Source organism: Stenotrophomonas sp. 169, assembly GCF_014621775.1.
In the GTDB taxonomy this organism is placed as follows: domain Bacteria; phylum Pseudomonadota; class Gammaproteobacteria; order Xanthomonadales; family Xanthomonadaceae; genus Stenotrophomonas.
The window spans coordinates 1,150,383-1,164,945 of the sequence record NZ_CP061204.1 but is presented as its reverse complement, the minus strand read 5'-3'; the positions used below and the strand labels follow the sequence as shown (position 1 = coordinate 1,164,945).

Annotated in this window: 15 protein-coding genes; 9 read left to right on the top strand and 6 right to left on the bottom strand. The window is 66.6% G+C overall.

The annotated features are described in order from the left end of the window. Positions 1-456 precede the first annotated feature (456 nt). The 3 genes from murD to ICJ04_RS04930 all read right to left on the bottom strand — a co-directional run bounded on the left by murD (position 457) and on the right by ICJ04_RS04930 (position 5,858). Positions 457-1,863 (bottom strand): UDP-N-acetylmuramoyl-L-alanine--D-glutamate ligase, encoded by a 1,407-nt coding sequence (gene murD / locus ICJ04_RS04940; RefSeq protein WP_188326439.1) that lies wholly within the window; start codon positions 1,861-1,863, stop codon positions 457-459. Further along, positions 1,844-3,196 (bottom strand): UDP-N-acetyl-alpha-D-muramoyl-L-alanyl-L-glutamate epimerase, encoded by a 1,353-nt coding sequence (gene murL / locus ICJ04_RS04935; RefSeq protein ID WP_188326438.1) that lies wholly within the window; start codon positions 3,194-3,196, stop codon positions 1,844-1,846. The genes murD and murL overlap by 20 nt, the downstream gene beginning before the upstream one ends. Before the next feature lie 67 nt (positions 3,197-3,263). Next, entirely contained in the window at positions 3,264-5,858 is a 2,595-nt protein-coding gene (locus tag ICJ04_RS04930) for a bifunctional aspartate kinase/diaminopimelate decarboxylase (protein ID WP_188326437.1), read from the bottom strand. 75 nt (positions 5,859-5,933) lie between these two features. On the opposite strand from ICJ04_RS04930, the gene ICJ04_RS04925 reads away from it, so the two are divergent. Continuing rightward, positions 5,934-6,806 carry a PhzF family phenazine biosynthesis protein gene (locus tag ICJ04_RS04925; RefSeq protein ID WP_188326436.1) on the top strand — a complete coding sequence of 291 codons (873 nt, stop codon included), beginning with the start codon at positions 5,934-5,936 and terminating at the stop codon, positions 6,804-6,806. Positions 6,807-6,836: 30 nt separating this feature from the next. Further along, positions 6,837-7,712, top strand: a complete 876-nt coding sequence (locus ICJ04_RS04920; protein ID WP_188326435.1) for a PhzF family phenazine biosynthesis protein — start codon at positions 6,837-6,839, stop codon at positions 7,710-7,712. 129 nt (positions 7,713-7,841) lie between these two features. Here ICJ04_RS04920 and ICJ04_RS04915 read toward each other — a convergent pair whose 3' ends face one another. Next, positions 7,842-8,276 carry an OsmC family protein gene (locus ICJ04_RS04915; RefSeq protein WP_188326434.1) on the bottom strand — a complete coding sequence of 145 codons (435 nt, stop codon included), beginning with the start codon at positions 8,274-8,276 and terminating at the stop codon, positions 7,842-7,844. A gap of 347 nt (positions 8,277-8,623) precedes the next feature. Between ICJ04_RS04915 and ICJ04_RS04910 the strand changes: the two genes are divergently transcribed. From ICJ04_RS04910 to ICJ04_RS04895, 4 genes are all read left to right on the top strand, one after another. Next, positions 8,624-9,022 carry an HU family DNA-binding protein gene (locus tag ICJ04_RS04910; RefSeq protein ID WP_188326433.1) on the top strand — a complete coding sequence of 133 codons (399 nt, stop codon included), beginning with the start codon at positions 8,624-8,626 and terminating at the stop codon, positions 9,020-9,022. 267 nt (positions 9,023-9,289) lie between these two features. Beyond that, entirely contained in the window at positions 9,290-9,598 is a 309-nt protein-coding gene (locus ICJ04_RS04905) for a DUF3861 family protein (RefSeq protein ID WP_188326432.1), read from the top strand. 46 nt (positions 9,599-9,644) lie between these two features. After that, the gene (locus ICJ04_RS04900; RefSeq protein ID WP_188326431.1) at positions 9,645-10,184 is read left to right on the top strand and encodes a hypothetical protein; all 540 of its coding nucleotides are present in this window, start codon (positions 9,645-9,647) and stop codon (positions 10,182-10,184) included. Between the two features lie 72 nt (positions 10,185-10,256). Continuing rightward, positions 10,257-10,853, top strand: coding sequence for a DUF1439 domain-containing protein (locus tag ICJ04_RS04895; RefSeq protein WP_188326430.1), 597 nt, complete (start codon positions 10,257-10,259; stop codon positions 10,851-10,853). Positions 10,854-10,904: 51 nt separating this feature from the next. On the opposite strand, the gene ICJ04_RS04890 is transcribed toward ICJ04_RS04895, so the two are convergent. Together ICJ04_RS04890 and ICJ04_RS04885 are read right to left on the bottom strand one after the other, a co-directional pair. Further along, entirely contained in the window at positions 10,905-11,447 is a 543-nt protein-coding gene (locus ICJ04_RS04890; RefSeq protein WP_188326429.1) for a type 1 glutamine amidotransferase domain-containing protein, read from the bottom strand. Positions 11,448-11,531: 84 nt separating this feature from the next. After that, positions 11,532-11,999 carry an SET domain-containing protein-lysine N-methyltransferase gene (locus ICJ04_RS04885; protein ID WP_188326428.1) on the bottom strand — a complete coding sequence of 156 codons (468 nt, stop codon included), beginning with the start codon at positions 11,997-11,999 and terminating at the stop codon, positions 11,532-11,534. A 194-nt stretch (positions 12,000-12,193) separates the two neighbouring features. On the opposite strand from ICJ04_RS04885, the gene ICJ04_RS04880 reads away from it, so the two are divergent. From ICJ04_RS04880 to ICJ04_RS04870, 3 genes are read left to right on the top strand one after another with little or no spacing between them, the layout of a single operon-like run. After that, positions 12,194-12,649: an SUF system Fe-S cluster assembly regulator gene (locus ICJ04_RS04880; RefSeq protein ID WP_188326427.1), complete on the top strand. Its 456-nt coding sequence runs from the start codon at positions 12,194-12,196 to the stop codon at positions 12,647-12,649. Positions 12,650-12,665: 16 nt separating this feature from the next. Further along, entirely contained in the window at positions 12,666-14,132 is a 1,467-nt protein-coding gene (gene sufB / locus ICJ04_RS04875) for a Fe-S cluster assembly protein SufB (protein WP_188326426.1), read from the top strand. Further along, a complete protein-coding gene (locus ICJ04_RS04870) occupies positions 14,129-14,539 on the top strand; it encodes a lysozyme inhibitor LprI family protein (protein WP_223202986.1) in 411 nt (136 codons plus the stop codon). Before sufB ends, ICJ04_RS04870 begins: the two co-directional genes overlap by 4 nt. Positions 14,540-14,563 lie beyond the last annotated feature (24 nt).

Here is a 14,563-nt window from a genome sequence, read left to right as displayed (position 1 = left end):
GGCAGCCCCGTAGCGCCGACCCATGGTCGGCGAGCGCAGCGGAAATCGCGTGGTTGCCAGCATTCCGCCGAGCATGGCTCGGCGCTACCACGGCAGCCCCCGTAGCGCCGACCCACGGTCGGCGAGCGCAGCGGCGAACGCGTGGTCGCCAGCATCCCGCCGAGCATGGCTCGGCGCTACCACGGCAGCCCCCGGTCACCCGTAGCGCCGACCCATGGTCGGCGAGCGCAGCGGAGAACGCGTGGTCGCCGGCATTCCGCCGAGCATGGCTCGGCGCTACCACGGCAGCCCCGTAGCGCCGACCCACGGTCGGCGAGCGCAGCGGAGAACGCGTGGTCGCCAGCATTCCGCCGAGCATGGCTCGGCGCTACCACGGCAGCCCCGTAGCGCCGACCCATGGTCGGCGAGCGCAGCGGCGAACGCGTGGTCGCCAGCATCCCGCCACCGCGCCCCTTCTTACAGGCCGATGCCGGGGATGGCGCTGATCAGGTCGGGATCGAAGCCGGCCAACTCCGCGAAGTGGCGGCCGCGGGCGACATAGTCGCGGTAGGCGCCGAAGCTGGGGGCACCTGGCGACAGCAGCACGACACCGCCCTCGCTGCCCAGCGCGTTGCGCGCCTGCTCCATTGCGTCCGCCAGATCCTGCGCGGCGTGCAGGCCGAATCGCCCTGCCTCGGACAGGGGCTGCAGCAGTGCATTGATGCGCGGGCCATTGCTGCCCATCGTGACGACCGCCAGCGGCGGCTGGTCTTCCGCCATGTGGTGCACGAAATCACGCCAGTCCAGTCCGCGGTCATGCCCTCCCACCAGCAGGGCAATGCGCTGCCCGGCGAAACACTCGAGCGCCGCCAGGCTGGCGTGCGGCGTGGTGCTGATCGAATCGTTGATGTAGACGACGCCGTCGCGGGCGCCGATCCGCTGCAGTCGGTTCGGCAGCGGCTGGAACGTCTCCACCGCGGGGGCCAGCGCCACGGCATCCAGACCGAGTGCTTCCAGCGCAGCCAGCACCGCGCACAGGTTGCCGCGGTTGTGGCGTCCCGGCAGCGGAGTACGCGCGGTATCGAATACCGCCTGCGGCCCGCGATGGACGACGTCGCCGCGCATGTGCCAGCCCGCTGGCTGGTTGAACCAGACCACCTGGCTGCCCGGCAGAGACAATGCCGCAAGATGCGGATCGGCTGCGTTGAGCACGGCAATGCGGGGTGCGCCCTCCGTCACCAGCTTCAACTTGTCGTCGATGTAGCGCTGTTCACTGCCGTGCCAGTCCAGATGCTCCGGGAACAGGTTCAGCACCACCGCGACCTGCGGGTGTGCGCCACTGCGCGCCACCTCGCCCGTCTGGTAGCTGGACAGCTCAACCGCCCAATAGTCCGGCGCGGGATGCGGCTCCAGCACTTCCAGCAGGGGCAGGCCGATGTTGCCCACCAGCCCGGTGCGATGACCCGCTGCACGCAGCAGGTGCGCCAGCAGGGATGTGGTGGTGCTCTTGCCCTTGGTGCCGGTCACACAGATCGTGTTGTGCACCGTGCCGTCGGCCGCCGCGTGTTCGGCAAACCACAAGGCCGTGCCGCCGATGAACTGCGTGCCCTGCGCGGCTGCGGCCTGCGCCACCGGCAGGTACGGGCTGATGCCCGGCGACTTGATCACCACCTCGAAGTGGGCCATTGCGCTGGCGGTCGGCTCGCCACGCACGTCCAACGCATCGCGGGCTTCGGCACGTGCTGCGTCGATCTCGCTTTCAGGGCAGAACAGGGTCAGGGGCAGCGCCGGCAGCCGTGCGCGCAGGACGGCGAACGCCGCGCGCCCCTCGCGCCCCCATCCCCACAACGCGACCCGTTTGCCCTCAAGCTGTGAAATCTGCACGCACGTGCTCCCACAGTGCCGCGGGAATACGGTGCTCGCCCTGCAGCTCCAACAGCGGCTCCAGCGCCAGCTCGCTGGCATCCAGTTGCGGCAGGATCTCGTTACAGAAGCGCTTCACCAGCGCATCTTCCTTCCAGTCCGCGCGGGTCGCCAGCGTCGCCATGGCGGCGCGCGATTCGGTGCCCTCGCCCACGCACTCGAAGGGTTTGTGGTCCTGGAACTCCAGCAGCGCGTCGAAACCGCCCGCCTGGTCGAGATCGTCCAGCAGATTGCGCCCGAAGATGCGCACCAGACGCGCCTTCGACATGAACGGTGCAAGCGCCAGGAAGACGAAGTGGCATTTCGGGCAGACCCCGCACCAGCGGTTCACCGGCCGCTCGCCGAGTATGTGGAAGTTGCGGTTGCAGCTGGAGAAATGCGCGTCGTAGAAATCGGTCTTGGTGAACTGCCGTGCGACCGCCAGCTCGGACATCGGACGCAGCAGCGAGTAGTACTGCAGGTCGGCGGCCACGTAGCGCTGCACGTGGTTGCCAAACGCCTGCTCGAACGCCCAGCCCTTCGACCACTGGTGGTTGACCTCGCCAGTGCCCGGAATCTGGCTGCCATAGCTGGCCGACCGCTCGTTGGAGAACACCACCTGGTCGGCGCCCTGCAACAGGGCCGCCAGCACCATGATCGCCGAGTTCACCGCAGTGACGGGAATATGCCCGTTCCACGCGCCCTGGCGATTGAGTTCAAACAGCTCAGGTGCCAGTGCGCGGCCCAGGTTCAAGGTCGGCAGACCCGTGCGCTCTGCGCAGGCGCGGATCAGCTGCGAGCCCCCAATCCAGGTCACCGTTTCTTCGATGCCGGCACGGCGCAGCGCTTCGATGCTGACCAGCGAATCCTTGCCTCCACCAATGGCGACTAGCGCATGGGAACGCAGCCCCAGCGTCGGGGCGGCGACCTGTTCACCCTGCACGGGCAGGCGGAAGCGCCCCCGCAGATCCAGTCCGTTGCGGTAGGCGAACTCACCCAACCCGTTCAGGTAGACGGTCTCCACCAGCGCCGCCGTGGCGGCGTCGATGCGGTAACCGTCGATGGTCACGGTATCCGGCACCGCCGCCTTGTAGTAGCTGACGCCGGCGATCAGGTGCAGCAACTGCAGCGCGCGTTGTACCGCCGCGGCACGCTCGGGCTCCAGCACGAAGGGCGCGCCAGGCACGGTGATGGTCTCCACCATCTCCGGCCCTTGGTCGAAGGCATAGACCAGGCGGGCCACGCCGGTATCGACGGCGAAATCGCAGCGCACGAAACGGAAGCAGGCAACCTGGTGTTTATCGAAAGCAGTCATTTTTTATCCGGGTGGGGCACGTGACGCGCAGACGCGCGGACGGTGTCGGCAAGCAGTCGCGCACGATTCATTCCAGTACGTCCTCGTGCGGCAGCTCCCGCTGGTTGTAGGTACTGGCCATGACGTACCCGTAGGCGCCGGTGTCGGCCACCAGCATCACGTCATCCGGCGCGGTGGACGCGGGCAGCTTGCGGCGCTTGCCAAAAACATCGCTGGACTCGCAGATCGGTCCCACGACATCGAACACCGCCTCGGCGTAGCCGCCCTGGCGGCTCAGGTTTTCGATGTCATGCCACGCGTCGTACAGCGCAGGGCGGATCAGGGTGTTCATGCCCGCATCGAGTCCGACCCGGCGCACGCCGTCCTTCTCCACCACCTGCGTGGTGCGGGTCAGCAACACGCCCGATTCGGCCACCAGGTAACGGCCCGGCTCGATCGCCAGCCGGAATGCGGGATGCACGGCCTTGACCTCGGCCAGGCCGGCGGCCCACGCCTCCAGGTCGAAGGGCTCGTCCTCTTCGCTGTACGGAATCGGCATGCCGCCACCGATGTCGATGGTCTGCACCGTGCCGATGCGGCGTGCAAAGCCAGCCAGCTCGTCGCACATCAGGCGCCAGTGCTGGGCCGTCTCCACGCCACTGCCCAGGTGCGCATGCAGGCCTACCACGCTGGTGCCCAGTTCCGTCGCTACACGGACGAACTCATCCACGCGCGACATCGGCAGGCCGAACTTCGATTCCTTGCCGCCAGTACGCACCTTGGCATGGTGGCCTTCGCCACGGCCCAGGTCGACGCGCAGCCACAGTTCGCGGTTGCGGAACAGGTCCGGCCAGCGCTGCAGGGCCTCCACGTTGTCCACGGTCACGGTGACGCCGAGGGCGAAACCGGCTTCGTACTCGCTGCGCGGGCAGAAACTGGGGGTAAACAGCACGCGCTTGGGCGACAGGTCCGGCAGGACGTTGAAGACGTGCTTAAGTTCGCCCTGCGACACGCACTCCAGGCCGAAGCCTTCGGCTTCCAGTGTCCGCAGGATCGACGGATGGCTGTTGGCCTTGATCGCGTAGTAACGCTGGTCGATCGGGGTGATCGCTGCCAGCGCGCGGGCGCGGGCACGCACGGTGGGCAGGTGGTAAACGTAGCGCGGGGTGCCGGCCTCGGCCAGCTGCAGCAACTGGGCGCGATGCCCGCGCCACCACGGCGTGCCACGCGGGCGCACGGTGCCGGCGATCTCACGCCAGCGCGGTCCGAACACGGCGGTTTCTTCCACCGGCATGGCGCCGCTGTCGATCAGTTCGGCATGCAGGATCGGCAGCAACCCGTCCGCGTCGGTCTCATCGATCACGAAGGTCAGGTTGAGGTCGTTGGACGACTGCGAAATCATGTGTACACGCTCGCGCCCGAACGTCGCCCAGACGTCGGACAGCTTGTGCAGCAACGAACGCATGCCGCGGCCCACCAGCGTGATCGCCGCGCACGGCACGATGATCTTGACCTTGCAGATCTGCGACAGGTCCGCCGACAGCGCCGACAGCACATCGGTGTTGACCAGGTTCTCGGACGGGTCCAGCGAGACGGTGACGTTGGTTTCCGCCGACCCGATCAGGTCAACGGACAGCCCATGCTTCTTGAACAGCCCGAACACATCCGCCAGGAAGCCGACCTGCTGCCACATGCCGATGCCTTCCATCGACACCAGCACGATGCCGTTGCGGCGGCTGATCGCCTTGACGCCCGGCACCGGTGCGGCATCACCGTCGATGCTGGTACCCGGCAGCTCGGGGCGTTCGGTGTCCAGGATCGCCATGGGCACGCCGGCGTCGCGGCACGGCTTGATCGAGCGCGGGTGCAGCACCTTGGCGCCAGTGGTCGCGATTTCTTGCGCTTCGTAATAGTCCAGACGCGTCAGCAGACGCGCATCCGGCACATCCTTCGGGTTGGCGCTGAACATGCCCGGCACGTCGGTCCAGATCTCCACCCGGCTGGCGCCCAGCAATGCGCCGAAGTAAGCGGCCGAGGTATCCGATCCACCGCGCCCCAGGATCGCGGTACCGCCGTCGGCATGCCGCGAGATGAAGCCTTGGGTGATCAGCAGGCGCGTCGGCTGCGCGCGGAAGCGCTGCGCCCAGTCCGCATTGGACTTCCACTCGCAGTTGACCGAAAGCCGCTGCGACCACGTGCTCTGGTTGGGCTGTGGCGGCAGTGCATCCAGCCACTCGCGGGCGTCCATCCAGCCCATGTCCAGGCCGTTCTGGCGCAGGTAGGCGGCACCGATGCTGGAGGAGAGCAACTCGCCCTGCCCCAGCACCTCGGCCTGCCAGTCCAGGGTCCGCTCGCCGGCACGGGCATCGTCCAGCAGTGCCTGCAGGGCACTGAGGCGTTCCGCCAGCACGGCACGTTCCAGGCCCAGTTCGTCCAGGAAGGCCTGGTGGCGTTCGACCAGCGCCGCCACGCGGTCACGGCTGTCGGCCGCGCCATCGGCAATGGCGGTCAGTTCGTTGGTGACCCCGGACAGCGCCGAGACCACCACCAGGACGCGCGCGCCGGTTTCTTCCGCGCGTTTCTTCGCCAGTTTCCCGATCGTGTCCCAGCGATGGCGACGCGACACCGAGGTGCCGCCGAACTTGAGGACGATCCAGCGATCGACAGGAGAAGAAACAGGCATGGAAGTATTCTGGTCTAGGTGGGGAGTCCGCTCGCAGGGAGCGGAACCCCCGATTCTAAGCCCAAGAGACCGCCGATGACCGCTCACCGCTACCTCCAGCTCGATGTCTTCGCCCCGCAGCCCGGCACGGGCAACCCGCTCGGCGTGGTGTTCGACGCCGACCGGCTGACCACCGACGCCATGCAGGCACTGGCCGCTTGGCTGAACCTGTCCGAGACGGTCTTCTTCGTAACGCCGACCGTACCGGGGGCGGACTACCACATCCGCATCTTCACGCCTGGCAGTGAGCTGCCGTTTGCCGGCCACCCCAGCGTGGGCGCGGCATGGGCCGCGGTGACCAGCGGCTTGGCGAGCGCCCGCGAGGGACATCTGCTGCAGCAATGTGCCGCCGGCCTGCTGCCGGTGCGCGTGACCGGTACGTCCGAAGCGCCGGTGATCCACCTCTCCAGCCCGCCGGCCCGCGCATGTTCCGTCGAGGCGGGAACGCTTCCGCAGACGCTGCAGGCAGTGGCCGGGCCTGATGCTCAGCCGGAACTGTGGGACAACGGACCGCGTTGGTGGCTGCTGGAAGCGCGCGATGCGGCCAGCGTCCGCGCTCTGCGACCGGACATGGCGGCGCTGCGTGACTGGACCAACGAAACCGCCGCGACGGGCGTGGCCGTGTTCGCGCCTGAAGCGTGCGACGGCCACGACCTGGTAGTGCGTGCCTTCTGCCCGGGCGATGCGGTGAACGTGCCCGAAGATCCGGTCACCGGCAGTGCCAACGCCTTGATCGCCAGCGTGCTCGCCCAGCGCGGCCAGCTACCCGGCCAGGACGGGCGTTACATCGCCAGCCAGGGCCGCGAGGTCGGCCGCGACGGTCGTGTCCACCTGCATGTCGACAGCACCGGTGTCGCCTGGATCGGGGGCCACGTGCAGCGGATCATCGACGGCACGGTGCACTGGTAAGCTGCGCGGCCAACCCATGGAGCGTTGCCGATGACCACCCGCCGATTCCTGCAGCTGGATGTCTTCTCCACCGGTGCCGGAACGGGAAATCCGCTGGCCGTGGTCCTCGATGCCGAGGGCCTGGATGACGCGGCCATGCAGGCCATCGCCCGCTGGACCCGGTTGCCGGAAACCACCTTCGTGCTGCCCGCCGTCGATGCGGCCAGCAGCTACCGGCTGCGCATGTTCAGCCCGCAGAAAGAGGTGCCCTTCGCGGGCCATCCCAGCATCGGAACCGCGCATGCGGTGATCGAAGCCGGGCTGGCGTCGCCGCGGGAGGGCCTGCTGGTGCAGGACGGCATCGCCGGCCGGTTGCCGCTGCGCGTCGAGGGGGAAGGACAAGAACGCCGTATCGCCATCCGCACGCCACGTGCTTCAGTCGCTGAGGTCGTGGACGCCTCCGATCCGCGCCTGGCCGCTGCCATCGCGGGCTGGCCGCTGGGTACTCTGCCGCCGGCGCGCATGCAGGGCGGCCGCAGTTGGTGGGTCGTCGAGGTGGCCGACGAATCTGCGTTGCGCGCCCTGACGCCGGACTGGGACGCCGTGGCGGCGCTGGCGGAGGACACCGGAAGCATGGGCGTGTTTGCCTACGCCCGGTCTTCCGGCCAGCCGTGGGATGTCGCGGTGCGGGCGTTCGTCGGGAACGGAAGGCGCTTCGAAGATGCCGCGTCGGGCGCGGCGAATGCCGTGTTGGCAGCGTGGCTGGATGAGCGCGACGCCATGCCGCGCGGGCGACGCGAGTACACGGCCAGCCAGGGTCGCGAAGTGGGTCACGATGCGCGCCTGCACCTGGCCGTGGATGATGCGGGCGAGGTCTGGTCCGGTGGCCAGATCCTGACGGTGATCCGCGGCACCATCGACTGGTAGGCGACATGCTGAGAGGCGTAGGTAGTGACGGCCGCTGGCCGTCACGATGTACGTTGTCCTGCTGACGGCCAGCGGCCGTCACTACCGGTTGCCTGCTGACGGCCAGCGGCCGTCACTCCCGTTGATCAGTCAGTCGAGCAGCTTGGCATCCAACGTCACCGGTACGGCGCTCAGTGCTTTCGACACCGGGCAGTTCTGCTTGGCATCTTCGGCGATCGCACGGAACTTCTCCGCTTCGATCCCCGGCACCTTGGCTTCGACCTTCAAGGTGATCTGGGAAAGCTGCGGCCCGCCTTCCATCGACAGGTCGACTTTGGCTTCGGTATCGAGCGAAGTCGGCGGAAAGCCCGCTTCGGTCAGTTTGGCCGACAGGGCCATGGTGAAGCAGCCTGCATGTGCGGCAGCGATCAATTCTTCCGGGTTGGTGCCCTTCTCATCACCGAAGCGGCTGCTGAAGGCATAACGGGTTTTGTCCATCAAGCCACTCTGCGGCGTGCTCAATTGTCCCTTGCCTGTCTTCAGGTCACCTTCCCAGTGCGCGGTAGCGTGGCGCGAAATGCCCATTGCATGACTCCTTCGGTTGGATTCGGGACCACCCTACCCACCGCGCCGTTAGCGCAGCGTCGGCTGCTGCAACGCCACGATGAAGGTCCGCCGACGAACGGCGTGCGCGTGCTGCGTGCCCTGCCGGATTTCCGCGCAGCGCGGTTTTTCCGAGCAAATTCCACACCTTCCACCGTCCCACGCATGCGGCGTGCAGCTGAGCGCCCCCCGACCAAGGTCGAGTGATCGCGAAAAAAGCAGGCTTTTCCGCGTATAACCTATTGGCGGCGCGTTGTAGTTGCCCTACATTGCGTTTGCCGACGGGGTCGGCATGACCACACAACCAACCGTTTACGGAACAGGAAACCATGGCAAAGACCGCTAAGAAGGCTGCCCCGAAGAAGGCAGTAAAGAAAGTCGCGACCAAGGCAGCTGCCAAGCCGGCCGCGCCGAAGCCGATCAAGGAAGTGCTGACCAAGTCGGGCCTGGTTGCACACATCGTGGAAGCCTCCGGCGTTGTCGCCAAGGATGTCCGCGCTGTACTGGCCTCGCTGGAAAGCGCCGTCGCCTCGTCGGTCCACAAGAAGGGCGCTGGCAGCTTCACCCTGCCGGGCCTGCTGAAGATCTCCACCGTCAGCGTCGCCGCCAAGCCGAAGCGCAAGGGCATCAACCCTTTCACCAAGGAAGAGCAGTGGTTTGCTGCCAAGCCGGCCACCACCAAGCTGAAGGTGCGTCCGCTGAAGAAGCTCAAGGACGCCGCGCTCTGATCGCGTAGGCATACCGGGTTTCACCGCGAACGGGACGGCTCAGGCTGTCCCGTTCGTCGTTGTGGACCGCGATGCGGCCCCGCGCAACACAGTGTGCCGCCGGCTCGCGTTTCGCTGCGCCGCGCCTCGTTGGCCTTGCCGTGCAAGGTTGGCACCGCTTCCTCGGATGCCCGCTGGCGGGATGGTGGAACACTGCGTGCAGCCGGCTTGGTCGTCGCCCTGTCCTGACAGCCCTATGGTGGTCGCACCCCCCAACGGATGCCCGCCATGGCCAGCCCCTCCACCCGCTACCGCCTCACTGTCACCCCGATTGAAAAGGACGGCATCCAGTGCAGCGGGCGCTGCACGATCGAGCTGGAGCACCGTGCGCAGAACGACTGGATGCGCCAGCTGGAGCGCGCGCCGCGACTGGCCGGTTTCAGCGGGGACGAGCGCGCGTCGGTATTGGTCGCCACGCAGATCCTGCGCGATGTGCTGGACCGGCATGCCGACGAGTCCGGTCATCCGCTTGTCGCCCATGCCGGATCCCTGCGCGACGCATTGGACATTCTGGATGCCCTGCACCGCCCCGCCTGAGGTCGACGCTGGCTAGACTGTGCGCTGGCCAACCGGGATCTCGGGAATGACGAAGCGCGCTATCTGGTCTGTACCCGCGATGCTGATCCTGCTGTGCGCGTGCCAGCGGGTTGCCGACCCCACGCCGACGCGCAGCCCCGGTGAAAGCGAGAGCTCCGATCAGGCCGCTGACACGCAGCAGGCGACCTCCGCAGTGCCGGTGCGGCCCGTGTCGCTGCCGCTGCTGTCTGCGCTGCCGCCCAGCGCGCAGGATCCGGGTGGGGTGGTGCGCGACTATGCCGTGCAGCTGCTGAAGCGCGATACGACCGCGGCCGATGCGGCGTGGATGGTCCCCCCGCCCCCCCGCCATGCCGATGATGCCGCCCTGCGTGAGCTGCGCGACGTGCTCACCCTGCGCGTGGACACGCAGTCGCCGCTGGCGCGCGACCAGCAACAGCCCAGCCATCTGATCGAAGTACCGGTGCGGGTACGTGCGGTCACATCGACGGGCACGCTCCGCTATACCGGCTGGTACCGGTTGGTCCCCGACACTGCACGCAACGCCTGGTTGATCCACTCGGCCAGTTTGCAGCCGGTGCTCGACTGAGCGCGTTGTCCACGCGCCGTTCAGTGCAGCGGGCTATCTTTCCCCCTGTCCTTCTCTTTTCTGGCCACGACCATGCGTCTTCGTCCCATGCTTACCCGGTTTGCCACGGCCACCGTGCTGGTTGCCGCCGCCATCGGCGCGCAGGCCGCCCCGTCCATCGAGGGGCGCCAGCTGTCCGTCGGCGCCGGCGATGTGCAGGAGTATCTGGAAAGCAGCTTCCCGCGCACCCAGGATGCGCTGGGCGGCTTGATCGCCCTGACCATGAGCCACCCACAGCTGAGCCTGCCCGCCGGTGAGCGCCTCAACCTGGGCATGGACGTTGCACTGGCCACCGCCGGTGGGGCGCCGGCCAAGCTGGGCACGGTCAAGCTGAGCAGTGGGCTGCGCTACGACCAGCAGACCCAGGGTTTCCACCTGCAGCAGCCGAGCATGGATGATTTCGTGCCTGCGCAGCAGGGTGCACGGCTCGACTCACGCACCCGCTCGCTGCTCAATGCATGGCTGACCGACTACGCGCAGCGCGAGCCAATCTACAAGATCGACCCGGCCGTGGCCGGGTTGTTGGGCACGTTGCAGGTGCAGTCGGCACAAGTGAAGGACGGCCGCCTGCAGGTCACGTTCAACCAGGATCTCGGCACGATGGTGCCGGCGGGTCTGCTGGGGCGCTGAGCCCGGTTGGATGGCGAAACGCCGAGCATGGCTCGGCGCTACGTTCTCCGGTCAGCCTTCCAGCGCCTTGGCAACGGCCTCGCTGAAGGCAGGGATGTCGTCCGGCTTGCGGCTGGTGATCAGCTGCCCGTCGACCACCACCTCGGCATCGCGCCATTGCGCGCCTGCATTCTCGAGGTCGCGGCGCACCGACGGCCACGAAGTCACCTGCTTGCCCTTCGCCAGGCCGCTGTCGATCAGCAGCCACGGGGCGTGGCAGATGGCGGCGATCGGCTTGCCCGCTTTCGCGAATGCTTCGATGAACGCCAACGCGTCCTTCTCGATGCGCAACACGTCCGGATTCATCTGCCCGCCGGGCAGCACCAGCGCGTCGAAGTCCCCGGCATCAGCGCCGGACAGCGCCAGATCCACCTTGACCGCGTCGCCCCAGTCTTTTTCTTTCCAGCCCTTGATGCTGTCTTCTTTGGCAGGTGACACGACCGTGGTCTTCGCACCCCAGCCCTCGAGCAGTTTCTTCGGTTCGGTCAGTTCGGACTGCTCGAACCCGTGGGTGGCGAGGATGGCGACCTTCTTGCCTTCGAGACGCTGTGCCATGGGAATGCTCCTGGGAAATGGAGCCCCAGCATCACCGCAGGCGCATTTTCCGGCAGTGATACGGATGTGGACGGCGCGTGCGGATCAGCGCTTGGGCTGCAGCATCGTGCCGGTGCACTTCTTCGACCCGCAGCGGCATTCCCATACCTTCTTCAGGCGCGCAGTGTGCCGCTCGGCCAGGGTGATGCCGTAGTTGTAGACCAGCTCTTCGCCCGGTGCGATGTCACGCAGGGCTTCGATGAACACTTTGTCCTCACGCGAGTTGCCCTCCTCGCTTTCTTCAATCAACGCTTCGCAGTTGGGATCGCAACTGTGGTTCATCCAGCGCGCCTCATTGCCTTTGTAGTTGGCATCGATCACGTAGTCGTCGTTCAGCGTGAACAGGAAGGTATGCCCGCTTTCCACGTCACCGCTGTCGTCTGCGTCCACGTCGGCATGGCTGCGCAGCAGGCCCTTGTACTGGATCACCCGCTCCCCCTGCTTCAGCGGTGCGATGGCGAACACGCCGTTGCCATGGATGGCGGATTTGCGGGCTTTGATCTTCTTCGGCATGGGCGCGGGCGCGTTGTGGACAGTGGGACGTTGATTCTCCCTTAATCTTCGTGATTGCCAAAATCCGGGCCATGTCCCACCATTCGTGCGCCCCGCCGCCGCCACGCGCCCATCGCGGGGTTACGGTCCAACTTGGACGCCGGCGAAGAAAAGCGTACAATTTCGGTCCGCTTTGCAGAACAGCCGCAGACCCCATGCTTCGCGTCACCAAGCTCACCGATTACGCCACCGTCGTGCTGACCGTGCTCGCTGCCCGTCCGAGCGAAGTCCTCAGCGCGACCGAACTGGCCGAGTTCACAGGTCTGGAACCGCCCACCGTCAGCAAGGTCCTCAAGCCGTTGGCCCAGGCCGGGCTGGTCGAAGGCCTGCGCGGCGTGCGCGGCGGCTACCGCCTCACCCGCACCCCGGGCGATATCTCACTGTTCGAGGTCGTGGAAGCAATGGAAGGGCCGCTGGCACTGACCGAATGCAGCCATGACAACCATCAGTGCGGCATGGCCCCCAAATGCGGTGCGCGCAGCAGTTGGCGGCTGATCAACGACGTGGTGTCCGAGGCACTGCGTGCGGTCACGCTCGCCCAGATTCTCTCCCCTCATCCCCTTGTTGACGACTCCCAGCGCCGCGCCATCGCGGCCGCTGTCGTCTCCTGATTTACAGGCAGCCCCCATGGCCATCGACACCGTCGCCACCGGCGACACGCCCAACCGCGAGATCCACGAGCAGCTCGGCCGCAAGTATTCGGCCGGCTTCATCACGGACATCGAATCGGACTCCCTGCCGCCGGGCCTGGACGAGGACACCATCCGCGCCCTGTCGGCAAAGAAGGAAGAGCCCGAATGGATGACCCAGTGGCGGCTTGAGGCCTACCGCCACTTCCTCACCATGCCGATGCCGGACTGGGCGAAGCTGAAGATCGCGCCGATCGACCTGCAGGGCCTGAGCTACTACTCCGCGCCGAAGGGCCCGAAGTATGCCTCGCTGGACGACGTGCCGAAGGAGCTGCTTGATACCTATGACAAGCTGGGCGTGCCGCTGCACGAGCGCGCCAGGCTGGCCGGCGTGGCGGTGGATGCAGTGTTCGACTCGGTCTCTGTCGGCACCACCTTCCGCAAGGAGCTGGCTGAAAAAGGCGTGATCTTCTGCTCGATGTCCGAGGCCATCAAGGAGTACCCGGACCTGGTGCGGCAGTACCTGGGCACGGTGGTGCCGGTGGGTGACAACTACTTCGCCGCACTGAATTCGGCCGTGTTCTCCGATGGCAGCTTCGTGTTCATCCCCAAGGGCGTGCGTTGCCCGATGGAGCTGAGCACCTATTTCCGCATCAATGCGGGCCATACCGGCCAGTTCGAGCGCACCCTGATCATCTGCGAAGACCAGGCCTACGTGTCCTACCTGGAAGGCTGCACCGCGCCGATGCGCGACGAAAACCAGCTGCATGCCGCCGTGGTGGAACTGGTGACGCTGGACGATGCCGAGATCAAATACTCCACGGTGCAGAACTGGTACCCGGGTGATGAGAACGGAGTGGGCGGCATCTACAACTTCGTGACCAAGCGCGCCGAGTGCCGTGGTGCCCGCAGCAAGGTCACCTGGACGCAGGTGGAAACCGGTTCGGCGATCACCTGGAAGTATCCTTCCTGCGTGCTGCTGGGCGACGACTCGGTCGGCGAGTTCCACTCCGTGGCGCTGACCCACCATCGCCAGCAGGCTGACACCGGCACCAAGATGATCCACGTCGGCAAGCGCACCAAGAGCAAGATCATCAGCAAGGGCATCAGCGCCGGCCACGGCCAGAACACCTACCGCGGGCTGGTCAAGATCGAGCGCGGCGCTGACGGTGCACGCAACTACACCCAGTGCGATTCGCTGCTGATCGGCAAGAAGTGCGGTGCCCATACCTTCCCGTACATCGAGGTCAAGAATCCGGGCGCGACGGTCGAGCACGAGGCCACCACCTCGAAAATCTCCGACGACCAGCTGTTCTATTGCCGCGCGCGAGGCATCAGCCAGGAAGACGCGGTTTCGCTGATCGTCGACGGCTTCTGCAAGCAGGTGTTCCGCGAACTGCCCATGGAGTTCGCCGTCGAAGCCAAGAAGCTGCTGGACGTGTCGCTGGAAGGTTCAGTCGGATGATCCGTGTCCTGATCAGTCTGTGCCTGCTGCTGGGCGCAGCGGCACCTGCGGCCGCGCAACCGGTGGCGTGCGATCCGGGCGGCAGCCAGCTTGAGCTCAATGCCTGCGCGGACCGCGAATTCAAGCAGGCAGACGACGAATTGAATGCCGCGTATCGGCAGATCCTGGCCAAGCTGGCCGGCGAACCCGTGGCGCTGGCGAAGATGAAAGCCGCCCAGCGGGTGTGGGTCCAGCTGCGCGATGCCGACCTGGAAGCGCGCTACCCCGTGGGTGCCGACGAAAACCCGCGTTTCCTGTACGGCTCGATGTACCCGATGCTGTACTCCGACGCCAAGGCGGCGCTGACCCGTGCGCGTACCGCCTACCTGCGTAAAGAATTCCTCGAGCGCAGCGAATACGACCTCTGAGTCGCGCTGCCTCCAGCCCCCTAT

What these genes read in the sequence shown, in the direction of transcription:
- ICJ04_RS04915 (WP_188326434.1), bottom strand. Translation starts at nt 8,276, where the DNA reads ATGGGCATTTCGCGCCACGCTACCGCGCACTGGGAAGGTGACCTGAAG.
- sufB (WP_188326426.1), top strand. Translation starts at nt 12,666, where the DNA reads ATGGCCATCGACACCGTCGCCACCGGCGACACGCCCAACCGCGAGATC.
- ICJ04_RS04905 (WP_188326432.1), top strand. Translation starts at nt 9,290, where the DNA reads ATGGCCAGCCCCTCCACCCGCTACCGCCTCACTGTCACCCCGATTGAA.
- ICJ04_RS04890 (WP_188326429.1), bottom strand. Translation starts at nt 11,447, where the DNA reads ATGGCACAGCGTCTCGAAGGCAAGAAGGTCGCCATCCTCGCCACCCAC.
- ICJ04_RS04870 (WP_223202986.1), top strand. Translation starts at nt 14,129, where the DNA reads ATGATCCGTGTCCTGATCAGTCTGTGCCTGCTGCTGGGCGCAGCGGCA.
- ICJ04_RS04920 (WP_188326435.1), top strand. Translation starts at nt 6,837, where the DNA reads ATGACCACCCGCCGATTCCTGCAGCTGGATGTCTTCTCCACCGGTGCC.
- ICJ04_RS04925 (WP_188326436.1), top strand. Translation starts at nt 5,934, where the DNA reads ATGACCGCTCACCGCTACCTCCAGCTCGATGTCTTCGCCCCGCAGCCC.
- murL (WP_188326438.1), bottom strand. Translation starts at nt 3,196, where the DNA reads ATGACTGCTTTCGATAAACACCAGGTTGCCTGCTTCCGTTTCGTGCGC.
- ICJ04_RS04900 (WP_188326431.1), top strand. Translation starts at nt 9,645, where the DNA reads ATGACGAAGCGCGCTATCTGGTCTGTACCCGCGATGCTGATCCTGCTG.
- ICJ04_RS04895 (WP_188326430.1), top strand. Translation starts at nt 10,257, where the DNA reads ATGCGTCTTCGTCCCATGCTTACCCGGTTTGCCACGGCCACCGTGCTG.
- ICJ04_RS04880 (WP_188326427.1), top strand. Translation starts at nt 12,194, where the DNA reads ATGCTTCGCGTCACCAAGCTCACCGATTACGCCACCGTCGTGCTGACC.
- ICJ04_RS04885 (WP_188326428.1), bottom strand. Translation starts at nt 11,999, where the DNA reads ATGCCGAAGAAGATCAAAGCCCGCAAATCCGCCATCCATGGCAACGGC.
- ICJ04_RS04930 (WP_188326437.1), bottom strand. Translation starts at nt 5,858, where the DNA reads ATGCCTGTTTCTTCTCCTGTCGATCGCTGGATCGTCCTCAAGTTCGGC.
- ICJ04_RS04910 (WP_188326433.1), top strand. Translation starts at nt 8,624, where the DNA reads ATGGCAAAGACCGCTAAGAAGGCTGCCCCGAAGAAGGCAGTAAAGAAA.